General features: G+C 70.0%; 20 protein-coding genes. 5 read left to right on the forward strand and 15 right to left on the reverse strand.

The features are described 5' to 3' along the window. Window positions 1-49 precede the first annotated feature (49 nt). The 3 genes from U5771_RS17130 to U5771_RS17140 are packed head-to-tail and all read right to left on the reverse strand — an operon-like array spanning window position 50 to window position 3,061. On the reverse strand, window positions 50-361 hold the full coding sequence (locus tag U5771_RS17130) for a hypothetical protein (protein WP_322025067.1): 312 nt from the start codon (window positions 359-361) through the stop codon (window positions 50-52). Beyond that, complete coding sequence (locus U5771_RS17135) at window positions 361-1,722, reverse strand: acyclic terpene utilization AtuA family protein (RefSeq protein WP_322025068.1); 1,362 nt, start codon at window positions 1,720-1,722, stop codon at window positions 361-363. The genes U5771_RS17130 and U5771_RS17135 overlap by 1 nt, the downstream gene beginning before the upstream one ends. A gap of 40 nt (window positions 1,723-1,762) precedes the next feature. Then, complete coding sequence (locus U5771_RS17140) at window positions 1,763-3,061, reverse strand: citrate:proton symporter (RefSeq protein WP_322025069.1); 1,299 nt, start codon at window positions 3,059-3,061, stop codon at window positions 1,763-1,765. 97 nt (window positions 3,062-3,158) lie between these two features. On the opposite strand from U5771_RS17140, the gene U5771_RS17145 reads away from it, so the two are divergent. After that, on the forward strand, window positions 3,159-4,055 hold the full coding sequence (locus U5771_RS17145) for a LysR family transcriptional regulator (protein WP_322025070.1): 897 nt from the start codon (window positions 3,159-3,161) through the stop codon (window positions 4,053-4,055). Window positions 4,056-4,088: 33 nt separating this feature from the next. Here the strand turns inward: U5771_RS17145 and U5771_RS17150 are convergent, their stop codons facing one another. From U5771_RS17150 to U5771_RS17170, 5 genes are all read right to left on the reverse strand, one after another. Beyond that, a complete protein-coding gene (locus tag U5771_RS17150) occupies window positions 4,089-4,682 on the reverse strand; it encodes a flavin reductase family protein (RefSeq protein WP_322025071.1) in 594 nt (197 codons plus the stop codon). Window positions 4,683-4,854: 172 nt separating this feature from the next. Next, a complete protein-coding gene (locus U5771_RS17155; protein ID WP_322025072.1) occupies window positions 4,855-5,634 on the reverse strand; it encodes a hypothetical protein in 780 nt (259 codons plus the stop codon). A 64-nt stretch (window positions 5,635-5,698) separates the two neighbouring features. Beyond that, window positions 5,699-8,299, reverse strand: coding sequence for a TonB-dependent receptor (locus tag U5771_RS17160; protein WP_322025073.1), 2,601 nt, complete (start codon window positions 8,297-8,299; stop codon window positions 5,699-5,701). A gap of 57 nt (window positions 8,300-8,356) precedes the next feature. Continuing rightward, window positions 8,357-9,343, reverse strand: coding sequence for a FecR domain-containing protein (locus U5771_RS17165; protein WP_322025074.1), 987 nt, complete (start codon window positions 9,341-9,343; stop codon window positions 8,357-8,359). 3 nt (window positions 9,344-9,346) lie between these two features. Continuing rightward, the gene (locus U5771_RS17170) at window positions 9,347-9,856 is read right to left on the reverse strand and encodes a sigma-70 family RNA polymerase sigma factor (RefSeq protein WP_322025075.1); all 510 of its coding nucleotides are present in this window, start codon (window positions 9,854-9,856) and stop codon (window positions 9,347-9,349) included. Window positions 9,857-10,319: 463 nt separating this feature from the next. Between U5771_RS17170 and U5771_RS17175 the strand changes: the two genes are divergently transcribed. Together U5771_RS17175 and U5771_RS17180 are read left to right on the forward strand one after the other, a co-directional pair. Continuing rightward, the gene (locus U5771_RS17175; RefSeq protein WP_322025076.1) at window positions 10,320-11,480 is read left to right on the forward strand and encodes a porin; all 1,161 of its coding nucleotides are present in this window, start codon (window positions 10,320-10,322) and stop codon (window positions 11,478-11,480) included. Between the two features lie 419 nt (window positions 11,481-11,899). Beyond that, complete coding sequence (locus tag U5771_RS17180) at window positions 11,900-13,132, forward strand: transglycosylase SLT domain-containing protein (protein ID WP_322025077.1); 1,233 nt, start codon at window positions 11,900-11,902, stop codon at window positions 13,130-13,132. A gap of 253 nt (window positions 13,133-13,385) precedes the next feature. On the opposite strand, the gene U5771_RS17185 is transcribed toward U5771_RS17180, so the two are convergent. After that, window positions 13,386-13,721, reverse strand: coding sequence for a hypothetical protein (locus U5771_RS17185; RefSeq protein WP_322025078.1), 336 nt, complete (start codon window positions 13,719-13,721; stop codon window positions 13,386-13,388). A 268-nt stretch (window positions 13,722-13,989) separates the two neighbouring features. Then, the gene (locus U5771_RS17190; RefSeq protein WP_322025079.1) at window positions 13,990-14,736 is read right to left on the reverse strand and encodes a MipA/OmpV family protein; all 747 of its coding nucleotides are present in this window, start codon (window positions 14,734-14,736) and stop codon (window positions 13,990-13,992) included. 246 nt (window positions 14,737-14,982) lie between these two features. On the opposite strand from U5771_RS17190, the gene U5771_RS17195 reads away from it, so the two are divergent. Beyond that, window positions 14,983-15,708: a response regulator gene (locus U5771_RS17195; protein WP_322025080.1), complete on the forward strand. Its 726-nt coding sequence runs from the start codon at window positions 14,983-14,985 to the stop codon at window positions 15,706-15,708. Continuing rightward, window positions 15,709-17,094, forward strand: coding sequence for an ATP-binding protein (locus tag U5771_RS17200; protein WP_322025081.1), 1,386 nt, complete (start codon window positions 15,709-15,711; stop codon window positions 17,092-17,094). Window positions 17,095-17,164: 70 nt separating this feature from the next. Here U5771_RS17200 and U5771_RS17205 read toward each other — a convergent pair whose 3' ends face one another. From U5771_RS17205 to U5771_RS17225, 5 genes are all read right to left on the reverse strand, one after another. After that, window positions 17,165-18,205, reverse strand: coding sequence for an iron ABC transporter permease (locus U5771_RS17205; RefSeq protein ID WP_322025082.1), 1,041 nt, complete (start codon window positions 18,203-18,205; stop codon window positions 17,165-17,167). Next, the gene (locus U5771_RS17210; protein ID WP_415859409.1) at window positions 18,202-19,236 is read right to left on the reverse strand and encodes an ABC transporter substrate-binding protein; all 1,035 of its coding nucleotides are present in this window, start codon (window positions 19,234-19,236) and stop codon (window positions 18,202-18,204) included. The genes U5771_RS17205 and U5771_RS17210 overlap by 4 nt, the downstream gene beginning before the upstream one ends. Further along, complete coding sequence (locus U5771_RS17215) at window positions 19,233-20,039, reverse strand: ABC transporter ATP-binding protein (protein WP_322025089.1); 807 nt, start codon at window positions 20,037-20,039, stop codon at window positions 19,233-19,235. Before U5771_RS17215 ends, U5771_RS17210 begins: the two co-directional genes overlap by 4 nt. Further along, window positions 20,039-22,129, reverse strand: a complete 2,091-nt coding sequence (locus U5771_RS17220; RefSeq protein ID WP_322025084.1) for a TonB-dependent receptor — start codon at window positions 22,127-22,129, stop codon at window positions 20,039-20,041. The genes U5771_RS17215 and U5771_RS17220 overlap by 1 nt, the downstream gene beginning before the upstream one ends. A gap of 282 nt (window positions 22,130-22,411) precedes the next feature. After that, window positions 22,412-22,771, reverse strand: a complete 360-nt coding sequence (locus U5771_RS17225; RefSeq protein WP_322025085.1) for a hypothetical protein — start codon at window positions 22,769-22,771, stop codon at window positions 22,412-22,414. Window positions 22,772-23,200: the final 429 nt, after the last annotated feature.

Consider the following 23,200-nt stretch of genomic DNA (forward strand, 5'->3'; position numbering starts at 1 on the left):
ACGGCGTGCGCGGCCCGCTGGCGGCGCACTCCATCACCCCGTCACGTCGTCACGCCGGGTCGGGCACGTCGATCGCCAGCAACGCCGAGCTGACCGACTTGCCGTGCGCATCGAGCGCGAGCGAACGCGTGACGCCGCCGCCGAGCGCATCGCGCAGCACGAAGATGAACGCGGCAAGCGCCGGCAGCTCGTAGCGCACGACGTCGCCGTGCACGATGCCCGCGAGCCACGCCTTCACCGCCGGTGCATCGAGATGCGCGCGCAGGTGTTCGTAGTGACGCGGATCGCGGCAGATGACCGACACGTTCAGCGTATTGCCCTTGTCGCCGGTGCGCGCATGCGCCAGTTCACGCAGTTGCATCAGGCCTCCACGAAAGAAAACGACGGCGTCACGGCCGTGCGCGGCAGCAGCACCGACTGCACGGCGATCACCTCGCGCGTCGACTTGAACGCGCCGCCGCCGCCGGCCGGTCCGTTCGTATAAAGCGTCTCGACTTCGTTGCCGATCCGCGCGGCCTCGGCGGCGCTCGCCGCACGGCCGGCCACCCGCACGCGGACTTCGGCCGGCTCGCCGCGCACGGCCGGCGTCGCGTCGCCGTACAACGCATCCACGCCGATCAGGTCGAAGCGCAATTCGGTCGCGGCCACGCCCGTCAGCGCGAGCCGCTCGCGGACGATGTCGAGCGCGAGCCGCGCGCGTTCCAGCGCGCCCGGCCCGCCGTACGAGATCTGCCCTTCGCCGATATGGCCGTCGACGTACGCGACGGACACCTTCAGCGTCCCGGTGCGCGCGGTGCCGCGCCCGCCCGTCACGCGCACGCGGTCCGGCGCCTCCTCCGCAACGGCCACCCGCGTGAAATCCGCGACGACGTCGGGCTGCAGGTAGCGCGCCGGATCGTGAATCTCGTACAGCAGCTGTTCCTTGCAGGTCGCCGCGCTCACGCGTCCGCCCGCGTGCGGCACCTTGGTGATCACGACCGAGCCGTCGGCCGCGACCTCGCCGATCGGGAATCCGAGCCGCGCGAGATTCGGCACGTCCTGGTAGCCGGGATCGGCGAAATAGCCGCCCGTCACCTGCCCCGCGCATTCGAGCAGATGGCCGACGACCGTCGCGGCCCCAAGCGTGTCCCAGTCGTCCATCCGCCAGCCGAACGCGTGGATCAGCGGCGCGGCGAACAGCGACGGATCGGCGACGCGCCCGGTCAGCACGACGTCCGCGCCGGCCGCCAGCGCGTCGACGATCGGCGCGGCGCCGAGATACGCGTTCGCGGACACGATGCGGTCGCGATACGCGGCGACTTCGTCGCCCGACTCCTCGAAGCGGAACGCGCCGCGCAGCACCACGTCGAGCACGTCGTCGCCTTCGACCGCCGCGACCTTCAGCCCCGCGAGGCCGAGCGACTGCGCGATCCGCGCGGTGCGCCGCGCGGCCGCGCGCGGGTTCGCCGCGCCCATGTTCGACACGATCCGCACGCGCTGGTGCGCCGCCACCGGCAGCACGGCGTGCATGCGCGCATCGAGCAGCGGATCGTAGCCGAGCGCCGGATCCTGGCGCCGGGCCTGCTGCGCGATCGCGATCGTGCGCTCGGCGAGGCATTCGAAGACGAGATAGTCGAGCTGCCCGTGTTCGGCCAGTTCGACCGCGGGCTCGATCCGGTCGCCCGAGTAGCCGGCGCCCGCGCCGATGCGCACGCGCCGTTCGTGTGATGGCTTTGCTGTCATGTCGGTACCGTGATCCGGCGCTCGCGCGCCGGGGAAAAAATCAAAAAACGCCCAGCGCGACGCACGCGATCGTCATCACGATCGACGCGCCGAACAGCAGCGGGAACGTGAATTTCTGGTGCTCGGCCAGCTCGATCCCGCACAGGCCGACGACGAGGAACGTCGCGGGCGTCAGCGGGCTGACCGGAAACCCGGTCGTCATCTGGCCGAGCAGCGCGGCTTGCCCCACGTGCACGGCCGGCACGCCGAGCTGCCCGGCCACTTCCGCGATCACCGGCAGCACGCCGAAGTAGAACGAATCGGGATCGAACAGCATGCTGAGCGGCATCGACGCGAAACCGAGCGCGACCGGGATGTGGCCGGCCATCGACGGCGGCACGAAGCCGACCGCCGCCTGCGCCATCGCCTTCAGCATCCCGCTGCCCTGCATGACACCGGTGAACACGCCGGCCGCGAGCAGGATGCCGGCCATCATCAACGCCGCGCGCGCATGCGCGTCGATGCGCTTGCGCTGCATGTCGACGTCCGGGTAGTTCACCATCAGCGCGATGCACAGCCCGACCATGAACATGATCGCGGGCGGGATCTTCTCGCCCATCACGACCATCGTGCCGAGCACGACGAGCGTGAGCACCAGGTTGAACCAGAACAGGTGCGGCCGGCGCAGCGCCTGCTCGTCGGGCGTCAGCTCGCGTGTCGGCAGCGGAATCGTTGCATCGTCGCGCGAGAGGCCGAGCCGCTTCTCCTCGCGCCGCCCGAGCCAGTAGGCGACGCCGAACACGAACACGAGCCCGATCGCCTGCACCGGAATCAGCGGATTGAACAGCGCCGACACCGGCAGGTGCAGCGACGCCGACGCGCGGATCATCGGCCCCGTCCACGGCAGGAAGTTGATCCCCGCGGCCATCGACACCGCGGCCGCCAGCACGCGCCGGTCCATCTTCAGCCGGTCGTACAGCGGCAGCACCGCGGGAATCGTCACGAGAAAGCACACGGCGCCCGAGCCGTCGAGGTGGATCAGCAGCGCGAGCAGCGTCGTGCCGATCACGATCCGCGTGGGCCGCGTGCCGACCGCGCGCAGGATGCGGTCGATGATCGGGTCGAGCGTGCCGGCGTCGGTGATCGTCCCGAAATAGAGGATCGCGAACACGAACATCCCGACCACGGGCGCGAGGCCCTTCAGCCCGTCGATCACGAATTTGCTGGTATGCAGCCCGAAGCCGCCGATCAGCGATGCCGCGATCGGCACGATGATCAGCGCGACGAGCGGCGACATGCGTTTCGACAGAATCGCGGCCAGCAGCACGACGATCGTGCCCAGCCCGAGTAACGGCAGCATCGGTGTCTCCTACCTTGTCTTTTGTTGGAGACGAGCGTAAGGTCGGCGCAGCGATAGCACAATTGAAATGATTTGATCGCAGCAATCACGAATCGTTATGGATCTGAACCTTCGCGACATACGCGCGTTCGTCACCGTCGCGCACGCCGGCAACTTCACGCGCGCCGCCGCGCGGCTGCACCTGTCGCAGCCGGCGCTGACCGTGCAGATCCGCCGGCTCGAGGACATCGTCGGCGCACGGCTGTTCGACCGCAACAGCCGGAGCGTCGCGCTCACGCAGACCGGGCGCGAACTGCTGCCGCTGTTGCAGCGCTCGCTCGACGACATGGAGCGCGTGCTGCGCGATGCGCGCGCGCTCGGCGAAGGCGCGAGCGGCACGGTGCGGCTCGCGTGCCTGCCGACGTTCGCATCCAGCCTGCTGCCGGAGCTGATCCAGTCGTTCCGGCGCGACGTGCCGCGCGCGGGCTTCGACATTCGCGACGGCGTCGCGAGCCTCGTCACCGCGCTGGTGCGCAACGAGGAAGCCGATCTCGGGCTGACCGGCGGCGATGCGTTCGACGCGACGCTGGACGTGCTGTACGCGGGCGCCGACCGGCTCGTCGCCGTGTGCCCGAAGGATCATCCGCTCGCGCGCAAGCGGCGCGTGCGCACCGCGGACGTCGCCGCCGTGCCGCTGGTGCTGACCGCGCAGGGCACGAGCGTGCGCAGCGTGGTCGATGCCGCGCTGGAAGCGGCCGGCTGCACGCCCGACATCGCGTGCGAACCGACCTACATGATGACGGCCGTCGCGATGGTGCGCGGCGGCCTCGGCGTGACGATCCTGCCGGCGACCGCGCGCGAAGTGCGCGCCGAGCCCGACCTCGTCGCCAAGCCGATCGACGACCCGGCGTTCGTGCGGCCGATCGCGCTCGTCGCGAAGCGCGGGCGCACGCTGTCGCGCGTCGCGCAGGCGTTCGCCGACGTGATGCTGGCGGAATTGAACAAGCGCGCGTGAACCGCGCGCCTGAAACGGCAGCCGGCCGGCTGCTTAGTGCGGATCCGGCTGGTCCGGATCGACGTGCAGCGATTCGCCGATCGCGTAGAAGTTGCCGCCCGCGATGTAGTGCAGGCTGCGCAGCGCCGGATCGGCCGACTCGAAATACCAGTGACCGTCGCGGAACACGCGCGTGTCGGACCACGCGCCGACCACCTCGCCGATGAACAGGTCGTAGGTCTGCTGGTTGTGCGGCTCGGGAATCAGCCTGCACGCGAGCCAGCCCGAGCAGCCGGCGACGAACGGCAGGTCGTGGCCCTCGACGTCGAACAGCGTGACGCCCGCGTCGCGCAGCTTGGTCGGCCGCTCCGCGAGACTGTGGCTGCCGACCGCATGCGTGAGCTGCAGCTGCGCGGCCGTCGGCACCTGGATCACGAAGGTGCCGCTGCGCTCGACCAGCTCGCGCGTCTTCGCGGACTTGTCGAGCACGACCGTCAGCTTCGGCGGCAGGAAATCCAGCGCGCAGGCCCAGGCGGCGGCCATCACGTTGTCGACGCCGTCGTGGCGGGCCGACACGAGCACGGTCGGACCGTGGTTGAGAAGACGGTAGGCTTTCTTCAGCTCCACCGGAGCGATGTGACTGTCCATGCGGGTTCCCTGGTGAGCGGCACGACACGCGCCGGCCGATGCCCGCATTCTCGCACTCCATGCCGATCGCCGCTGACGCTGCGCGTGAGTGCGCGTGGGCGCGCGTATCCCGCGACCGGGGCGGCGCGGCTCCGGTCCGCGCGCCGCGCGCATCGCCCGGTATCGTGCCGCGTCAGCGCCGCCCCGCCGCCCAGTCGAGCGCCGCGTCGAACAGCGCGACGCCGGCCGGCGACAGGTTCGCGAATGTGTCGTTGTCGAGGAAGAACATCACGCGGCGCGCCGGCGCGAGCGTTTCATAGTCCATCGTCGCGCCCTTCTCGTACGCGAAGATCGCGGCCTTGTCCGGCTGCCCGTACACGGTCGCGATCGTGATCGCGCCGAGCCCCGGCTTGCCCCAGCTCATCGGCGCCTGCTTGCCGTACGCGTTGGTCGTGCCGGCCGGCAGTCCGGCCGCGATCGGATGCGGCGCGTTGACGAGCCACAGATAGCGCTCCTTGCCCGTTTCGCCGAAGTCGACGTCGTGGCGCTTGCCGGTCATCGCGAGATCGTCGAGCAGGTCGTTCTCCCACGTGACGAGCGGCTTGTCGAGCGTGCGCCAGCCGGGCCGCACGTTCTTCGACGACACCGTCGACGAGATCACGACGAGGTCGGCATCGCGCGCCGCGTCGGGCGTCGCGCTCTCGTCGATCAGGCGCACCGCGTAGCCGCGCTCGCCGAGATGCTGGCCGATCCGTTCGTCGATCTTCAGATTCGGGCCGCGCAACTGCACGAGCATCGCGACGCGCGTGACGGACGGCGCGACAACCGCGGCCGCCTCGGCGGCGACCGCGGGCGCGCTTGCCGACAGGCCCGCGCACAGTGCGAACGTCGCGCCGACCAGCGCGCGCAACGTATGCCGCCGCGTGCCGGCGGCCAGGGCGCGCACGGCGCCGGTCTTCATGTTCCGGTTCATCGGTTTTTTCTCCGAAGCCGCGCGCCGTCATGCGCGACGCGCGGCGATTGCATGGACTGCGTGGTCAGAACTGCAGCGTGGTCAGCAGCGACACCTGTCGCGCATCGCCGATCGCGACGAAATAGCGGTTCGCGCTCGACGGGTAGTACGTGCGGTTGAACAGGTTCTTCACGTTCAGCTGGAACGACAGCTTCTGCTTGCCGAGCCGCGTGTCGTAGGTCGCGAACGCATCCGCGAGCACGTACGACGGCAGCGTGAAGCTGTTCGCCGAATCGCCGGGCCGCGCACCGACGTAGCGCGCGGCCGCGCCGATGCGCAGATCGTCGCCGCCGACGAGCGTGCCGACGTCGTAGACGGCCGCGAGCGATGCCGTATGGCGCGCGACGTTCCACAGCCGGTTGCCGGTGTAGAGCGGATCCTCGGTGGTCTTCGCGTCGATGTACGCATAGCTTGCGATCACGTTCACGCGTTCGCCGATCCTGCCCGACAGGTCGAGTTCGACGCCGCGCGAACGCGCCCGGCCCGACGTGCGCCAGTCGGTCAGCTTCGTCGCGTCGTTGAACTGCGACACGAGCACGTGCTTCTTGTCGATGTTGAACAGCGCGAGCGTGCCCGTCATCCCGCCCGGCAGGTCGAGCTTGCCGCCCACTTCCCACGCGGTCGCCTCCTCGGGCGGCGTCGCGGCGTCGATCACGTAGCCCGACGTCATCGGCGCGATCGACGACGACGGCTTCAGCGACTGCGAATAGCTGCCGTACAGCGAGAACGCGTCGGTCCACTTGTAGACGACGCCCGCGCGCGGCAGCCACTTCGAGCCGCTCAGGTCGGTGTTCGCCTTGAACGGCCGGCCGCGCCCCGCGACCTGGTTGTACGTGATATAGCGCAGCCCGCCCGACACGATCCACTTGTCGGTCAGGTGCACGGTGTCCTGGAAGAACGCGGACGCATCGTGCAGCGTGTCGGTCTGGTCGCTGTCGCTCGCGGACACCGTGCTCGACGGCGACAGCAGCCCGTACACCGGATCGACGTAGCTGAACGGCGTCTTCACCGCCTGGCGCAGCATGTCCTTGCGATAGATGCGGCGGTATTCGGTATCGAAGCCGACCTGCACGTCGTGGCGCATCCCCGCGAGCGTCAGCTTGCCGTTCACGTAGCCGATGCCGTAGCTGTCGGTGCCGAGCGCGCCGTGCGTCGCGTCGTTGCTGCGCGTCAGCGTGCCCGTCGCGGGATCGACGCCGGTCGTGCGCAACTGGTTCGCGTCGTAGGTCTCGCGGTTGTAGCTGTAGCCGAAGTGCGCGCTCCAGTCCTCATCGAACTGGTGATCGACGCTCAACTGCGCGAGATGCGATTCGCCGTCCATGTTGTTGAACGGCTCGTCGATGCGCCGCCGCGCCGGAATGTCGAGCGGCGCGTTGGTGCGCGGGTCGAGCGCGGTACCGCGATCGAACGGCGAATGGAACTTCCGGTATTCGTAGGACACGACGACCTGCGTATCGCGGCCGTACCACGCGAGCGACGGCGCGACGAAGGTCTGCCGGTATTCGCCGAAGTTGCGCCAGTACTGCTCGTTCGACTGGTCGACGATCAGCCGGTACGCGAGCCGCGAATCGCCGATCGGGCCGGTCGAGTCGAAGGTCGCGCTGCCGCCGTTCCTGCCGTGCCCGAACGTCGACGCGCCGAGCGAGATCGCGTTGTAGCGCGTCATCCGCGGCTGCTTGCTGACGACGTTGACGACGCCGCCCGGATCCATCAGCCCGTACAGCAGCGACGTCGGCCCCTTCAGCACCTCGACGCTCTCGACCGCCGCGTTGAACGAACGTCCCTGCACGATCGGCATCCCGTTGTGCATGATCGAGCCGTCGCGGTTGTCGCCGAAGCCGCGCTTCATGATCGTGTCCTGCGTGCCCGCGAGCGTGTTGCCCTGCGTGATGCCGCTCACGTTGCCGAGCGCGTCGTCGAGATTGCGCGGACGCTGGTCGCGCAGCACTTGCGCGGGCACGACGTTGACGGCCTGCGCGGTGTCGAGCAGCGGGATGTCGGTGCGCAGCACGCCCGCTTCCTTCGCCGGCCGGTAGCTTTCCGCGCGCAGCGCGCTGCCGCGCACGGTGATGGCCGGCAGTTCGGCGGCCGCCTCGGTGCCGGCCGCCGCGGCCGGCGCGACCGAGCCGTTCGCGCGCATCAGCGTATAGCCGCCGCCCGGCTGGCGCAGCGCGACGAGCCCGGTGCCGGCGAGCAACCGGTCGAGCGCGCCGTCGACGTCGAAGCGGCCGTGCACGCCGCCGCTCGTGCGGCCGGCGGTCAGGTCGGCGGGGAACGCGAGCAGGATCCCCGCGTCGCGCCCGAACCGGTTCAGCGCCGCTTCGAGCGGGCCGGCCGGAATGTCGAACGCGCGGCGCGATGCGCGTTGCGCGGCGGCAGCCGCGTCGGTGTCCGCCTGCGCGGGCAGCGGCAGCAGCGCCGACAGCAGGACAGCGCCGGCCAGCCGGCGGGCCAGGCGGCCTGTCACCGCAGATGCGGCAAATGCGTCAGATACGGCGGACGCGGCCGGGCGCGACGCGCGCGGCAGATGACGGGCAGGCGCCGGACGGCGCCGATGCGTGAGACGGATGGAAACCATGATCGAGGTGTCGGTGGACGATGGGCCAGTGCTGCTTTCATTACCCATGTCACGCGAACCTCGAGAAACAGCTCAGGGAAACGAAAAATTTTTGAAATGACGTGCTCACGAGCGGACCGGCACGACCGTCGCCCAGTAGCGCGTCACGTATTCGACATCGATCGGCAACGTCGCCTTCAGCGTATCGAGCACGCGCGCGGGATCGTCGAGCGGATAGGTGCCGGACACGCGCAGGTCGGCCACGGCCGCATCGCAACGCAGGCTGCCGCGGCGATGGCGGTCGAGCTCGGCGACCAGATCCGCGAGCCGCATGCGCGACGCGACGAGCATGCCGGTCGTCCATGCCGACGCATACGCGTCGAGCGGCACCGTTGCGCCGATCGCGTCGCGCGTGAAGTCCGCGCCCTCGCCCGCCGCGATCACGCGCGTGCCGGCCGCGGCGGCGACGGGCTGCACGCGCACGGCGCCCGCGAACACCTCGATGCGCGTCGCGCCGTCGCGCTGGCGCACCGCGAAACGCGTGCCGAGCGGCCGCAGCTCGCCTTGCACGGTCGCGACCACCAGCGGCCGCGCGGGGCTGCGATCGTCGTGGCCGCTGGTCACCATGATCGTGCCGCGCAGCAGGCGCAGGCGGCGTACGGCGGCATCGAAGCGCACGTCGAGCGCGGTATCGGTATCGAGCACGACGACCGTGCGATCCGCGAGCGTCACCGTGCGCCGCTCGCCGACCGCGGTCCGCAGGTCCGCCGGCCAGATCGCCGCGCGCCGCGCGGGCTCGGCCATCCATGCGGCGCCACCGGCGAACAGCAGCACGGCCAGCGCCTTCACGGCCGCACGGCGGCGGCCCGGGCGCGGCGGCAGCAGCGCCGCGTGCGCGGCCTGCGTGTCGAGCCCGGCCGCGAGCCGGCCGATGCGCCCTTCCATCGTTTCGATATGACGCCATGCCGCGTCGTGCGCCGGATCCTCGGCGCGCCAGCGCGCGAGCGCGGCGGCGAATGCGGCGTCGCCGCGGCCGGCCTGCTGGTCAACCCACCATTCGACCGCGCGACGCGCGACCTGCGGCGGCACCGCCGGTACGCCCGGGGCGGCCATCGGTCAGGCCGCCATCGCGAAGAAGCACTGCGTGCCGGCCTTCACGAGATAGCGCTTCACCGTCGCGAGCGACACGCCGAGTTCGCGCGCGATCTCGGCCTGCGTGAGCCCGTCGAGCTGCGCGAGCAGGAACGCGCGCTTCGCGGCGAGCGGCAGCCCGTCGAGCAGCCGGTCGATCTCGAGCAGCGTCTCGAACACGACGGCCTGCTCCTCCGGCGACGGCACCCAGGCTTCGGGACGCTGCGCGAGCACGTCGAGATACGCGCGCTCGATCTGCTCGCGGCGCCAGTGATTCGACAGCACGCGCTGCGCGACCGTCGTCAGGAACGCGCGCGGCTCGTCGGCGCCGATCGGCTCGTCGCGCGCGAGCAGCCGCATGAAGGTGTCATGCGCGAGATCGGCCGCGCGATGCGCGCAACCGAGCTTCCGGCTCAGCCAGGCGCGCAGCCACGCGTGATGGCCGACATAGAGGGCGTCGATTTCTCGATGGAGGGACAGCTTGTCAGCGGACATGGCCGGGTTCCGGGGCGCGCAGGTGGCAATTCTGTAAATGAGAATGATTATTATATACAAACCGGACACGCAACCGGCGGCATCGGTGAACAGCGACGCCGGCGGAACGCGCGCTCGACTGGCATACGTCGCGCGACGCGCGCAATACCATACCCGGCCAGTATCACGCGATTCGATTCATTAAATAATCAATTGATGAATCGACGACGAACGCCCCGTCGTCGAAATCCGGCCGAAAATCGCGTGGAATTATCACGATTCCGGCAATGCGCCAGTCGCGCCATCGCGAAATCCAAATCGATTGATACACAATGCTCAATAATGTGAATCTCTCAATAGACCTTGCCGCAGCACGCATCTGTCTGCTTTAGGTCACATCGGAGAATTTCATTTTTGCCGTTCGTCGGCGGCTCGGTAGTCTCCTGCCAATCCGGTTCAAGCAAGCCAATCGCAAGGAGATGACATGAAACGCACGACCCTCTCGCTGATTTCGCTCGCGTCGTTCGCGGCGATACCTGCCGCGCATGCGCAGTCGAGCGTCACGCTGTATGGCGTGATCGACACGTCGATCACGTACGTGAACCACGCGCAGGGCAAGGACAACGCGTGGATGCTCGGCAACAGCAGCGCGGGCAACCTCGCGGGCAGCCGCTGGGGCGTGAAGGGCACCGAGGATCTCGGCGGCGGGCTGAAGGCGCTGTTCCAGCTCGAGAACGGCTTCGACCCGAGCAGCGGCCGGCAGGGCCAGGGCGGCCGCCTGTTCGGCCGGCAGGCGTTCGTCGGGCTGACGAGCGACCGCTACGGCACGCTCACCTTCGGCCGCCAGTACGATCCGCTCGTCGACCTCGTGCAGGGCATCACCGCCGACAACTATCTGGGCAGCGTGTTCGCGACGCCGGGCGACGTCGACAACTACGACAACAGCTTCCGCGTCGACAACGCGGTGAAGTACACGTCGGCCGTGTATGCGGGGCTGCAGTTCTCGGCGATGTACTCGTTCGGCGGCATCGCCGGCAGCACCGGCGCCGCGCAGTCGTATTCGGCCGCCGTGTCGTACAACAACGGGCCGTTCAGCGTCGCGGGCGGCTACTTCCACGCGACCAACAGCCCCGCGTCGAACGGGCTGCGCAACGGCTGGACCAGTTCGTCGGACGGCACCTTCGACGGCCCGATCAACAACGGTTATGCAAGCGCGCACTCGATCGGCATCGCCCGCATCGCGGGCCAGTATGTCGCCGGCCCGTTCACGTTCGGCCTCGGTTACAGCAACGCGCAGTACCGCCGCGACGCGAGCTCGGTGTTCAACTCGAACGAGCACTACAACACCGGGCAAGGCTTCGTGAACTACCAGGCCACCAATGCGCTGCTCGTCGGCGTCGGCTACAGCTATACGCGCTCGGGCGGCGATACGTCGGCGACCTATCACCAGGTGTCGGCCGGCGCGGACTACACGCTGTCGAAGCGCACCGACGTGTACCTGACCGCCGCGTACCAGCACGCGAGCGGCCAGACGGGCGACGGCAACGGCGGGTCGATGGCCGCGCAGGCGTCAATCGGTTCGTACGGCTATGCGGGCACGAGCTCGCAGACGATGGTCAACCTCGGCCTGCGTCACCGCTTCTGATCGACGACGGCCGGCTGCGCGCGGCATGGCGCGGGCCGGTCGACCGGTATCGGATGCGAATCGAGGATTCACCGGCACGGCGGCTACGGCCGCCGTCGTCGTTTCCGGCCCGCGCACCGCGCGGACGCGGCTTTTATCCGCCGCTTCATTGCGCCATGCATTGCCGCATTCGCCGCGCAACTGACGCGTGGCGTCAGTATTGCGACAGCGATCGCCGGTCGGCATGCGCGCGAAAATCAGCCGTTTTTACCGATTCCATCCTGTCGCGCATCGATACCCTCATCGGGGAAAATGCGCGGCAAATGCGCCGGCAAATGCAAAGGAAAGTTTGACGCGAGCCATTTGACTGCGCGCTATGGCACACTTCGCGTCTGCGTAATTTCCTTGCACCGGGCGGCCGGATTCCGCCCCATCCTGCCATGCCGCGTCAGACTGCCCGTTCGATCAGCCACGCCACGCCGAAGATCGCCGCGACGATCGCACTGTCGTGCGCGCTGCACGGGGTCGCGCGGGCCGACTGCCTCGACGACGCGGCCACGTTCCAGAAGGTGAGCGTGAGCCTGCTGCGCGGCATCGCGCAGGTCGAATCGGGCATGAATCCGAACGCCGTCAACACCAACACGAACGGCACCGTCGACATCGGGCTGATGCAGATCAACAGCACCTGGCTGCCGACGCTCGCGCGCGAAGGCATCACGCGGGAAAGCCTGTTCGATGCGTGCACCAATGCGTATGTCGGCGCGTGGATCCTGTCGCAGAACATCCGCCAGCTCGGCGCCAACTGGAACGCGATCGGCGCGTACAACTCCGCGTCGCCCGACAAGCGCCTCGCGTATGCCCGCAAGGTCTATGATGCAATCCGGACCCTGCCGGATTCGCCGGATACTCCCATGCCCATCCTTCCCCCCTCCTTTACGCCGCCGCAGCAGGCGCAGGCGTACAACCCGTTCGCGAGCCTGAGCGTGTCGGCGCCGCCGGTCACGCGGCCGCGCACGCTCGCGCCGTCCGCACCGCCGCCGCAGCCGCAAGGCGGGCCCGCCGGCCCGGCCGGCACGTACAACTTCGGCTGGACGGTCACGGGCGCGGACCAGGCCAAGCCGACCCAGGTGTTCGACGACGGCGCGCGGATCTACGTGCAGTTCAGCGACATGAAGCACGTGCCCGCGATCTTCACCGAGACGTCGTCGGGCCGCGTGCTGATGTCGTGGGAGCTGCAATTCCCGTATGCCGTTCTGACGCGTCCCGCGCAAACGTTAATCTTCCAGCTCGGACCGTTCGAGGCGCGCGCGCAGCGCGGCGCGGCGGGGGCGACCACGCAGGCCGGGGCTGGAACCGCAGCGGGCGCGCCGCGTTCGGGCGCGACGGCTGCCACGGCACCTGCAGCGAAGCAGCCGCCTGCGAATGCGTCGTCCAGGCGCACCGCATCGGCCGACGCGCTGTGGTATCTGAACACGCCGTCGACGTCGGGATCCGCATCGACCGCGAGCACGGCGAATACCACGCCTGCCTCGACGACGTCGAACCCGCCGGCCACGTGGCCCACCGCCGTGACGTCGAACACGCCGCCGCCTGCCGCGACGACCCAGGCACCGGCCGCGGCCACGCCGGCGACGCGCGTCAGCACCGACGCGCTCTGGTATATCTCGAAGTAGCCGCACGCGCCGGCTGCGCATCGGCAACCGGCGGACCACCGGACGATCGTCGTCGCGCCGTTCAGGTTGAGGTCGGCGACGGCGCTCGCTTCTCCTGCGTCGGCTTGAGCGCGAGCGCGTTCATGTCGTCGACCCACTACAGTTCGGCGGCGCCGCTCTTGCAGAAATACATGCGCAAATAGCGCGCCACCCACAGTTCAGGCAGTGCCGGCCGCAACCTCGGCTGCCACCGCTTCCCTGCCGGCCCGCTCCATCACCCGCGCCGCACCCAGATCACCTTGCCGTCGCGAATGCCGAGGTCGCGGCGCTCCAGGCGATAGTCCATCGTGCCCGGCAACGACTGGCCGTCGCGCTCGAGCACGCGCCACAGGCAGCCGTCGAGCAGCGCGGCCGCCTCGGCCTCGGTCTTGCCGATCAGCGCGTCGTCCGGCGCGGCGTCCGCCTTGCAAGCGTTCACGGCGCCCGACGGCGCGGGGTTCATCACCGCGCCGCCGGCGGTGGCGTTGGGGTGCTTCGTGTTCATGTCCGCACATCCCGCAAAGGTTGCGCTCGCAACGAGTGCTGCGAGCATCGCGATCGTGTTCTTCATCGGCTTCTCCCTGTCGCGGCCCGGCAGTCCATCGCGGCCTTCGTGCACGGCCGGGCGTCGCATGCATGATCGGTGCCGCGCGCGGCCGCCGTTTCCTGACGGATGGCGGCCGGCGAACGGCGGCATGGCACGACCCGGCCGAGCCGTTTCGGCACGCCGGCGTCGCGGGCCCGGCGTGCCGCCGGACCCGCCTGCATGTTACCGCACGCGATTCGCCGCCACGGCCCGACATCGACGCATCATGTGCGGCATGCGCGCCGGCCTCCATTCAGAACTTGTAGGTCGCGCCGGCCATCCCGTAGTAGTTGCTGCGCGACTGGACGATCGGGCTGTCGCCATAGCGCCCGAGCAGCCGCGTCACGCCGCCGGTCGCGAGTACCGACCAGTGCCGCGACAGGTTCCAGTTCCACGCGACCGACATCGTCGCGCTGTCGATCCCGCCACTCGTCGAGTACGGCCGGAACCGGCTCGTCATCGACTGCGCATCGGTCACGCCGTAGAACGTCTGCGTGTAGCGTCCGGTGCCGGCATGCACGCTGCCCGTCACGATGATCTGGTGCTGTGCGGTCTTGAACACCGGCACCGCGAGGTCGACATGCCCCGACACGCCGCGCGACGTATGCGTCACCGGGGTGTCGACCGTGACGCTCAGTTCGGCCGCATCGAACAGCGTCACGCCTGCCCGCACGCCGACGAGCACCGAGCCGGGAATCCGGCCCATCCCCTTCAGGTAGTCCGAACCCGGCAGGTCGAAGCGGTTCTCGTCCGCGCGGCCCGGGTCATAGTTCACCGCCGCCGACACGAACACGCCGTGCGGCAGGTCCAGCCGGTAGCCGGCGCCCTCGGTGCTGTCGATGAAGAAGCCGTTGCCGAACTTCGCGGCAAGCCCCGGCGCGACGACACCGCGATACTGGTTGCTCCCCTGGAAGCGCGGCGCGAACCCGCCGCCGAGCGAAAGCGAATACTGGTTTTCCGCGTGGGCGGCGGCGGCAAGGGTCAGGCCGGCAAGCGGCACGCAATAGCGGGAGCGGCGAAGGGTTGAGCGCACAATATTGAGATAAGAGTGACGGAGCCCGAAGTCTAGGTGCCGCCGTGCGCCGGGACTGTCCGGAATCTGCGGGGAATCTGTGCGCAATTGTGTTCGATTGTTCGCGATTGTCGCGCTGCTGCCCGGGCCGCCGGCACGCCGGATAGAATTTGCGTGCCGCGCCGCGCGTCCACCTGACGGGATGCGGGACGACGCGTGCGTATCGAGGAGACCATGTACGACAATCCGCTCAAATACCGTGTGCTGCTGATCGAGGACGACGACCGCCTCGCGCAGCTCGTGCGCGAATACCTCGACAACTATGAATTCGCGGTGACCGTCGTGCGGCGCGGCGACCTGGCCGTCGCGGCGGTGCGCGAGCACCAGCCCGCGCTCGTGATACTCGACCTGATGCTGCCGAATCTCGACGGGATGGAGGTATGCCGGCGCATTCGCGCGTTCACCAACGTCCCGGTGCTGATTCTCACCGCGCGTGCGGACGTCTACGACCAGGTCGCGGGCCTCGAAACCGGCGCCGACGACTACGTGACGAAACCGATCGAGCCGCGCGTGCTGGTGGCGCGCGCCCGCGCGCTGCTGCGGCGCGCGCAGCCGGCCGTGGCGGACGCGCCCGCCGCCGCGCCCGCGGCGCTCGTGTTCGGCGAACTGACGATCTCGCCGCCGAACCGCACGGTCACGTGGCGCGGCGAACCGGTCGACCTGAAGACGGCCGAATTCAACCTGCTGCTGATCCTCGCGCGCGCGGCCGGCACCGTGCTGAGCCGCGACGACATCCTGAAACAGTTGCGCGGGATCGAGTTCGACGGGCTCGACCGCTCGGTCGATTCCGGCATCTCGAAGCTGCGCCGCCGGTTCGAGGATGCCTCGTCGGAGCCGCACAAGATCAAGACGATCTGGGGCCGCGGCTACCTGTTCAGCCCTTCCGCGTGGGACGAATAAATGCTGCGCCCGTTGATCAGGCTGTACCTCATCGTGATCCTGTGCGTCGCCGCATCGATCGCGTTCATCCAGTTCTCGTTCGACCGGATCTTCTACGAACGCGCGGCGCAGGCGCAGCGCGACTCGCTGACAACCTATGCCTTCGTGCTGAACGATTATCTCGAACGCCATCCCGGTGCGCAGCGCGCGCTCGCGCTGCGCGAACTCGCGAAGCACGGCAGTGAAGGATTCGACTTCCTGACGATGGCCGACGCGCGCGCCCAACTGAGCGGCGCGCCGCTGCGCGACCTCGACGCCGGCAGGATCACGATGAGCTACGACGGCAAGGATTACTACATGCCGCTCGCGGACGGTTCCGTGCTGCACGCGCGCCCGATCCAGCCGTTCGACCTCGACATCAAGATCTATGCGTACTTGCTGCTCGCGCTCGCCGCGCTGCTTGCAGTCGTGCTGTGGATTTCCTATCACTGGCGCGACCTGCGCAAGCTGCAGGCCGCTGCCCACGCGTTCGGCGCGGGCAACCTGTCGACGCGCGTGGCACTGTCGGGCCGGTCGAACATCTACGAGCTGTCGCGGCAGTTCAACGACATGGCCGAGCGGATCGAGGCATCGATCACGCAGCAGCGCGAGATGATGCACGGGATCTCGCACGAGCTGAAGACGCCGCTCGCGCGCCTCGAATTCGGGCTCGCGCTGCTCGCCGATTCCGACGGGAGCGGCCGGATGCGCGAGCGCCGCGACGAACTGCGGCGCGACGTGCGCGAGCTCGACGAGCTGGTGACCGAGCTGCTGACGATCGGGCGGCTCGAGCAAGGCGCGAGCGAGCTGGCACCGATGGAGGTCGTCGTCGATGCGCTGATCGACAGCGTCGCCGGCAACGTCGCGAACGACCTCGCCGACTGCGGCCTCACGCTCGGCGTGTCGACGACCGGTGCGCCCGCCACCCACGTGTGCGACCCGAAACTCGTCGCACGCGCGCTGCTGAACCTGATCCGCAACGGCGCACGCTATGCGTCGCGCACGGTCCTGCTGTCGGCGACGCACGATGCGTCCGGCGCGCTGGTGCTGAGTGTCGACGACGACGGCCCCGGCATTCCGGTCGCCGAACGCGCGCGCGTGTTCGAGCCGTTCCAGCGGCTCGATTCGAGCCGCGACCGGCAGACCGGCGGGTTCGGGCTCGGGCTCGCGATCGTGCGGCGCGTCGCGCTCGTGCACGGCGGCGACGTGCGGCTCGAGGACTCGCCGCTCGGCGGCGCACGCTTCGTGATGTCGCTGCCGGCGCGGGCGTTGCCGGACTTCCTCGGCGACGCGCCGGCGAGTACGGCACGCGGCCGGGCCGGCCACGCGCACGCGGCTTCACCGCTCCGCTCTTCAACGCTGCGCTGAGCGCGGGCGTGCCGGCGTGACGACACCTGCCGCGCCGCCCCGCGCTCGCCCTCCCCGCGTCGCCGGGCGCTCAGCGCCGACGCAGCAGCGCGACGAAGAACAGGCTGCCGAACAGCGCGGTCACGATGCCGATCGGCAAATCCTCCGGCGCCGCCAGCGTGCGTGCCGCGACGTCGGCCCACACGAGCAGGATCGCGCCCGTCAGTGCGGCGACCGGCAGCAGCCGGCCGTGCTCGGCGCCCACGACCCGGCGGCACAGATGCGGCGTCACGAGCCCGACGAAACCGATCGCGCCACTCACCGCGACCATCGCCCCGGTTGCGAACGATGCGACGACGAACACCTCACGCCGCATCCGGCCGCCCGATACACCTAGCGCGGCCGCCGCGACGTCGCCCGACATCAACGCGTTCAGCTCGCGCCGCCGCGCGTAGAGCACGCCCCCCGCGAGCACCGCGCACACGGCCGGCACCGGCAGCAGGTCCCAGCGCGCGAGCCCGACGCCGCCGAGCATCCAGAACAGCACCGACGACGCGGCGCGCTGGTCGCCCAGGTACAGCAGCAGGTTGCCGAACGCGGCCATCATGAACGACACCGATACACCGGCAAGCAGCAGCCGGTCGGAGTCGAGCCGGCCGCGCCGGTACGCGAGCGCGACGACGCACGCGGTCGCGGCCAGCGCGCCGGCGAACGCGGCGGCCGACAGCGTGAACGGACCGAACGCCGCGCCGGCCACCACCGTGACCGCGACGGCGCCGAGCATCGCACCCGCGCTCACGCCGAGCAGGTGCGGGTCGGCGAGGCGGTTCGCGGTCGCCGCCTGCAACGCGACGCCGACCGCCGCGAGCGTCGCGCCGACGAGCGCGGCGAGCAGCGCGCGCGGCATCCGGATCAGCCAGACGATGCTGTCGTCGCCCGTGCCGGGAGCGAACGCCGCGGCCGCGCCGAACGCGGACGCGACGTGCGCGGCGACGATCCGCACCGCGACCGGCATCGCGATCGGCGCGGGGCCGAACGCGGCGGACACGACGATCGATACGGCCAGCAGCGCCGCCAGCACCGGCACCACCACGCGCGGCTCGAGCCGCGGCGCCCCGCCCCGCTCGCTCATCGCGACGGCCCGGCGAACGCGGCCGGATACAGTGCGCGTGCCAGCGCCTCGACAGCCGCGACGTTCTCGGGGCCCGGCGTCGCCGCGTCGTACGGAATCACGACGAAACGCCGGTCGCGAATCGCGGCGACACGCGCGAGCGCCGGCTGGTTCAGCAGGAACTGCTGCTTCTGCGCGGCCGTGACGGCCGAGTAGTCGACGATCACGATCGCCTGCGGATCGCGCGCGACCACGCTTTCCCAACTGACCTGCGTCCAGCTGCGCGGCACGTCGTCCATCACGTTGCGCGCGCCGGCCGCGGCCAGCAGCGCGCTCGGCATCGCGAGCCCGCCCGCGGTCATCGGCTTGTCGGTGCCGCTGTCGTAGACGAACACGCGCAACGGCGCGGGACGGCCGATCGCGCGCGACACCGCCGCGAGCCGAGCGCGCATGTCGCCGACGACCTGCGCGGCGCGCGCGTCGACACCGAAGATCCGGCCGAGCTGGGTGAGGTCGCGGAACACGTCGTCGAACGACGCGGGCGGCCGCTTCATCACGTGCGAGCACGACTCGGTCAGCTCGTACGCGCGGATGCCGAACGGCGCGAGCGTCGCCGGCGTCACCGCGCCGCCGACGTGCATCCCGTAATTCCAGCCCGCGAGATAGAAGTCCGCGCGCGCGGCCGCCAGCACCTCGAGCGACGGGTACTGCGCGGCCAGTTCCGGCACGCCGCGCAGCGCGTCGCGCACGCGCGCGGTGCCGGTCTTCCAGCCGCCGATGCCCGTATAGCCGACGAGCCGGTCCTTTAATCCGAGCACGAGCATCATCTCGGTCAGGTTCACGTCGTTGCTCACCGCGCGCGTCGGTGCGCGCTCGAACGTCACGTCGCGATCGCAGCTGCGCACGGTGACGGGATAGGCGCCGGCATGAGCGGCGGCGCAACCGAGCACGGCGGCGGCGACCAGGCGGCGGCAGGACGGGCCGAAAAGCGGCCGGGAAGGCGACGCGTGCCGCGAGCGGCGGCATGAAACGGGAAACGGCATGACGGTCATTCCGGATGAAGCGGCGTGATGCGCGGCCGGCCCGTGACCGGATGGCGATCGACGAGCGCGGCGACGCCGAACACGTCGCGCAGCAATGCGTCGGTCAGCACGTCGGCCGGCGTGCCGGTCGCGACGACGCGCCCGTGCGCGAGCACGTGAAGCCGGTCGCAGTACGCGGCCGCGAGATTGAGGTCGTGAATCGTCGCGAGCGTGGCGATGCCGAGGCGCCGCACGCGTGCGAGCAGTTCGAGCTGGTGACGCAGGTCGAGGTGATTGGTCGGCTCGTCGAGCAGCAGCAGTTCGGGTTGCTGCGCCAGTGCACGGGCCAGCAGCGCGCGCTGCTTCTCGCCGCCCGACAGCGACGCGAAGCGCTGCGCGCGACGCTCGACGAGACCGACGTCGCGCAATGCGGCGTCGACGATCCGGCGATCGTCGGCGCTCTCCGCGTCGAACGCGCGCTGGTGCGGCGTGCGCCCCATCCCCACCAGTTCGTCGACCGTCAGCCCGAAGTCGTCGGGCGTCTCCTGCAGCAGCACCGCGACGCGCCGGGCGAGCGCGCGCGGCCGCATCCGCCACACGTCCTGCGCATCGAGCGCGACGCGGCCCGCGTCGGGCCGCGCATAGCGGAACACGCAGCGCAGCAGGCTCGTCTTGCCGCTGCCGTTCGGGCCGACGAGACCGACGAACTCCCCTTCGGCGACGGTGAGCGTCACCGAGTCGAGCACGGCGAGCGCGCCGCCGGGCGACCAGCTCACGCGCTCGACGTCGAGCATGTGCGTCACGGGCGGCACGGGCAGCACCGGGCTCGTCATCAGAAGCGCATCGTCGCGACGAGCTCCGCCGAGCGTGACGGGCCGAGCAGCCATTGCTCGCCGCCGTTCGACGTCGTCACCGCATACGTGCGGTTCGCGAGGTTGCGCAGGTAGAGCGCCAGCTCGGTGCGCACGGTCGGCTGCCAGCGCAGCGACGCGTCGAACACCGTGTACGACGGCACCGTCAGCCGGTTCGCATCGTCGCCGTACGTCGCGCCGACGTAGCGCACGCCCGCGTTCGCCTGCCAGCGTTCGGCGAACACCCAGCCGAGCCACAGGTTCGCCGTCTGCCGCGGCACGTCGGTCGGCACGTTGCCCGCGCGCGATACCGTGGCGCCGCCCACCCGCTGGTTGAATTCGTCGTAACGCGCGCGCAGCAGCGCGACGTTCGCATCGATCGTCACGCCGTGCGGCAGCCGCGCGCCGCCCGTCAGCTCGATGCCGCGCGACGACTGCCGGCCGACCTGCTGGCGCAGTGCCGGATTGAACGGATCGGTGCTCAGCAGGTTGCGCTTCGTGATGTCGTACACGGCAAGCGTCCAGTACGCGCGGCCGTCGAACAGCGACTGCTTGACGCCCGCTTCCCATTGTTCGCCGGTCGCGAGGCGGTAACCGACCTGCGATGCCGACAGCGTGACGAGCGAGCCGAGGCCTTCCGCGCCGGTCGTGTACTGCGCGTACGCGGTGAGCGTCGGCGCGATCTCGAACACGAAGCCGGTACGCCAGCCGACGTTCGCGAAACGCTTGTCGAAACCCGCGCCGGTGGCCGCCTGCTCGCGGCTGAACGCGATGTGGTCGTAACGCAGCCCGCTCACCCATGCGAGCCGCGGCAGCACTTCGAGACGGTTCTCGGCGAACACGGCGACCTGGTTCGCGCGCGTGCTGAACTGCGGCACCGTCGGATCGCCGCTCGCGAATACGCCGGGGTCGAAGCCGTGCGCGGGAACCGTCGATTCACCGCCGTACGGCGCATTGTTGGTCCCGGCAAACGTGATGCGGCTGAATTCGGTGCCGACGACGAAACGGTTCGCGCGGCCGAACAGCGTGCCGTCGAAGCGCGCGCTGAGCCGGTCGCCGATCTGCCGCTGGTGGTGGCCGATGTCGAGATAGTCGCCGCGCGTGACGCGCCCGGTGTCGGGATCGAGCGCATACGATTCCGCGTTGCGCCAGTGGCGGTTCGACGTCAGGTAGTAGAGCTGGTTGTCGATCGTCACGCCGGGCGCGGGACGGTAGCGCGCGGACAGGCGCGTCCACTGGTCGTAGTACGCGATCGACGCATCGCCGACGTTGTAGTTGAGCTTGCGCAGCGATGGATCCAGCACGCCGTTCGGTGCAGGCACGCCGTAGTATGTCTGCGGCATCTGGCGGCCGTAGTCGTAGTCGAGCGTCAGCGTGAGGCGCGGGCTCACGTCGAACCTCAGCGCGCCGCCGATCGCGCTCGCATGCGTATCGGCGCGTTCGGCGAGGCCGTGCGCACGCGCATCGCTCGCGTAGAAACGGTACGACAGTCGCGGACCGAGCGCGCCCGTCGTATCGAATGCGACACGCTTCGCGCCGTCGAAACCCACGCCGACCTGCAGCGTCGTCTCGCGCGTGCGCTGCGGCCGCTTCGGCACGACGTTCACGACGCCGCCGATCGCGCCCTCCCCGTACAGCACCGACGCCGGGCCGCGCAGCACCTCGATGCGCTCGACCGGCCACGTATCGAACGGAAACGTGATCGTGCCGGCCGCCGGCATGAGCCGAACGCCGTCGAGCAGCGTCATCACCGATTCCTGCCCGGTGAAGCCGCGCACGCTCAATGCCGTGCCGCCGGTGCCGGGCGCCATCGCGCTCGCGAAGCCCGCGGTGCGCGTCACCGCGTCGAGAACGGTATGGTCGCCACGCACGTCGATCATGTCGGCCGTGACCGTCTCGACGCTCGCGGGCGTATCGAGGCTCGCGAGCCCGAGCCGCGAACCCGTTTCGAGCGGCTGCGCGAGCGGATCGGCCGGTGCCGCTTGCGCGGTGACGCTGATCGCGGGCAGCGCGCGCCGATCGTCCGGCGCCGGCGCGGCCGCTGCCGCGGCGAACGCGCCGGAGGTCGCCATCGCACACCCCAGCAGCGTCGTGCCCCCTCGTGCGACGCGTGCGCGCCAGCCCCCGCCGTCGCGGGCCGATGCGCAATCGCGCCGCGCACGCCGCATCGTCCTGTTCCTGGTTTTCGTCACTTCGTATCGATCGTCGTGTGGCTTCGCCGCGTGCGGCCAGGTCCGGCAAATGGGCGCGTCCGCAGCGAAAACGTCAGATGATACAATATATCAATTCAATCGTCAGGAGTTTGTCAGGTTGATCGCGCGATCGACCGCGCCGTCACGACCAGGCAAGGGCTGTCACCCGTGCGACCCGCGCCGGCGCGGTTTCTTCAGCGCCAGCGCGACGAACGAGCCGAGCACCAGCGCGCCCATGCCGAGCTGCATGAGGTACTGGATGCCGAAGTGCGTCGCGACGTAGCCCGCGACCGACGGCGCGATGCCCAGGCCGAAGAGCGGCAGTGCGTCGAATCCGAGGACATCGTCAAGGCCGTGATCGCACGCGACGCCGCTCGAGCGTGCGAACTGCCGCGCCAGCGCTTCGCCGTCACCGCGCAACTCGTGCTGGAAGACAGCACGCCCGCCGACGGCGCGACACCGGCCCCGCGTTCCGCCGTCAAGGCACGCGCGCGGCGCCAGGCCGCGCGTCTCGTTCGTCACCCGCTCCCGCCACCCGCTTCGACTCCCGCGCTTCGACTCCCGCGATCCGCACCGCCGGATCGGGCCGGTCGCCACGCCGGTCGATCGCCGCATGCGCGGCAACCGTCGCATTCACACCCGTCAGTGATCCTGATCATGCCGTTCATGGTAGCGGCCTGCCGCGCCCGGCCGCGCACGCATGTCGTTCGATGAACGAGAACACTATGTTCTGTCCGCGCGCGCTACGCACCGCCGCGCGAATCGCATAAGCTGACGACTCTCGCCGGCACCCGAATCCGGCGAATCGCCGGGCGCGGGCCGCTTCGATGTCGCAATTCAACGGCGCCACTCGATCGTCGCGGCACCGCACCTCGGCAGAATCGCATCGCGCCCGCACGACGGGGCGGCGCGATCGTGATCCCCAGCCTCCCACCACCCTGATCTGGAGAG

The sequence above is a fragment of the Burkholderia sp. BCC1977 genome (genome assembly GCF_905339595.1).
In the GTDB taxonomy this organism is placed as follows: domain Bacteria; phylum Pseudomonadota; class Gammaproteobacteria; order Burkholderiales; family Burkholderiaceae; genus Burkholderia.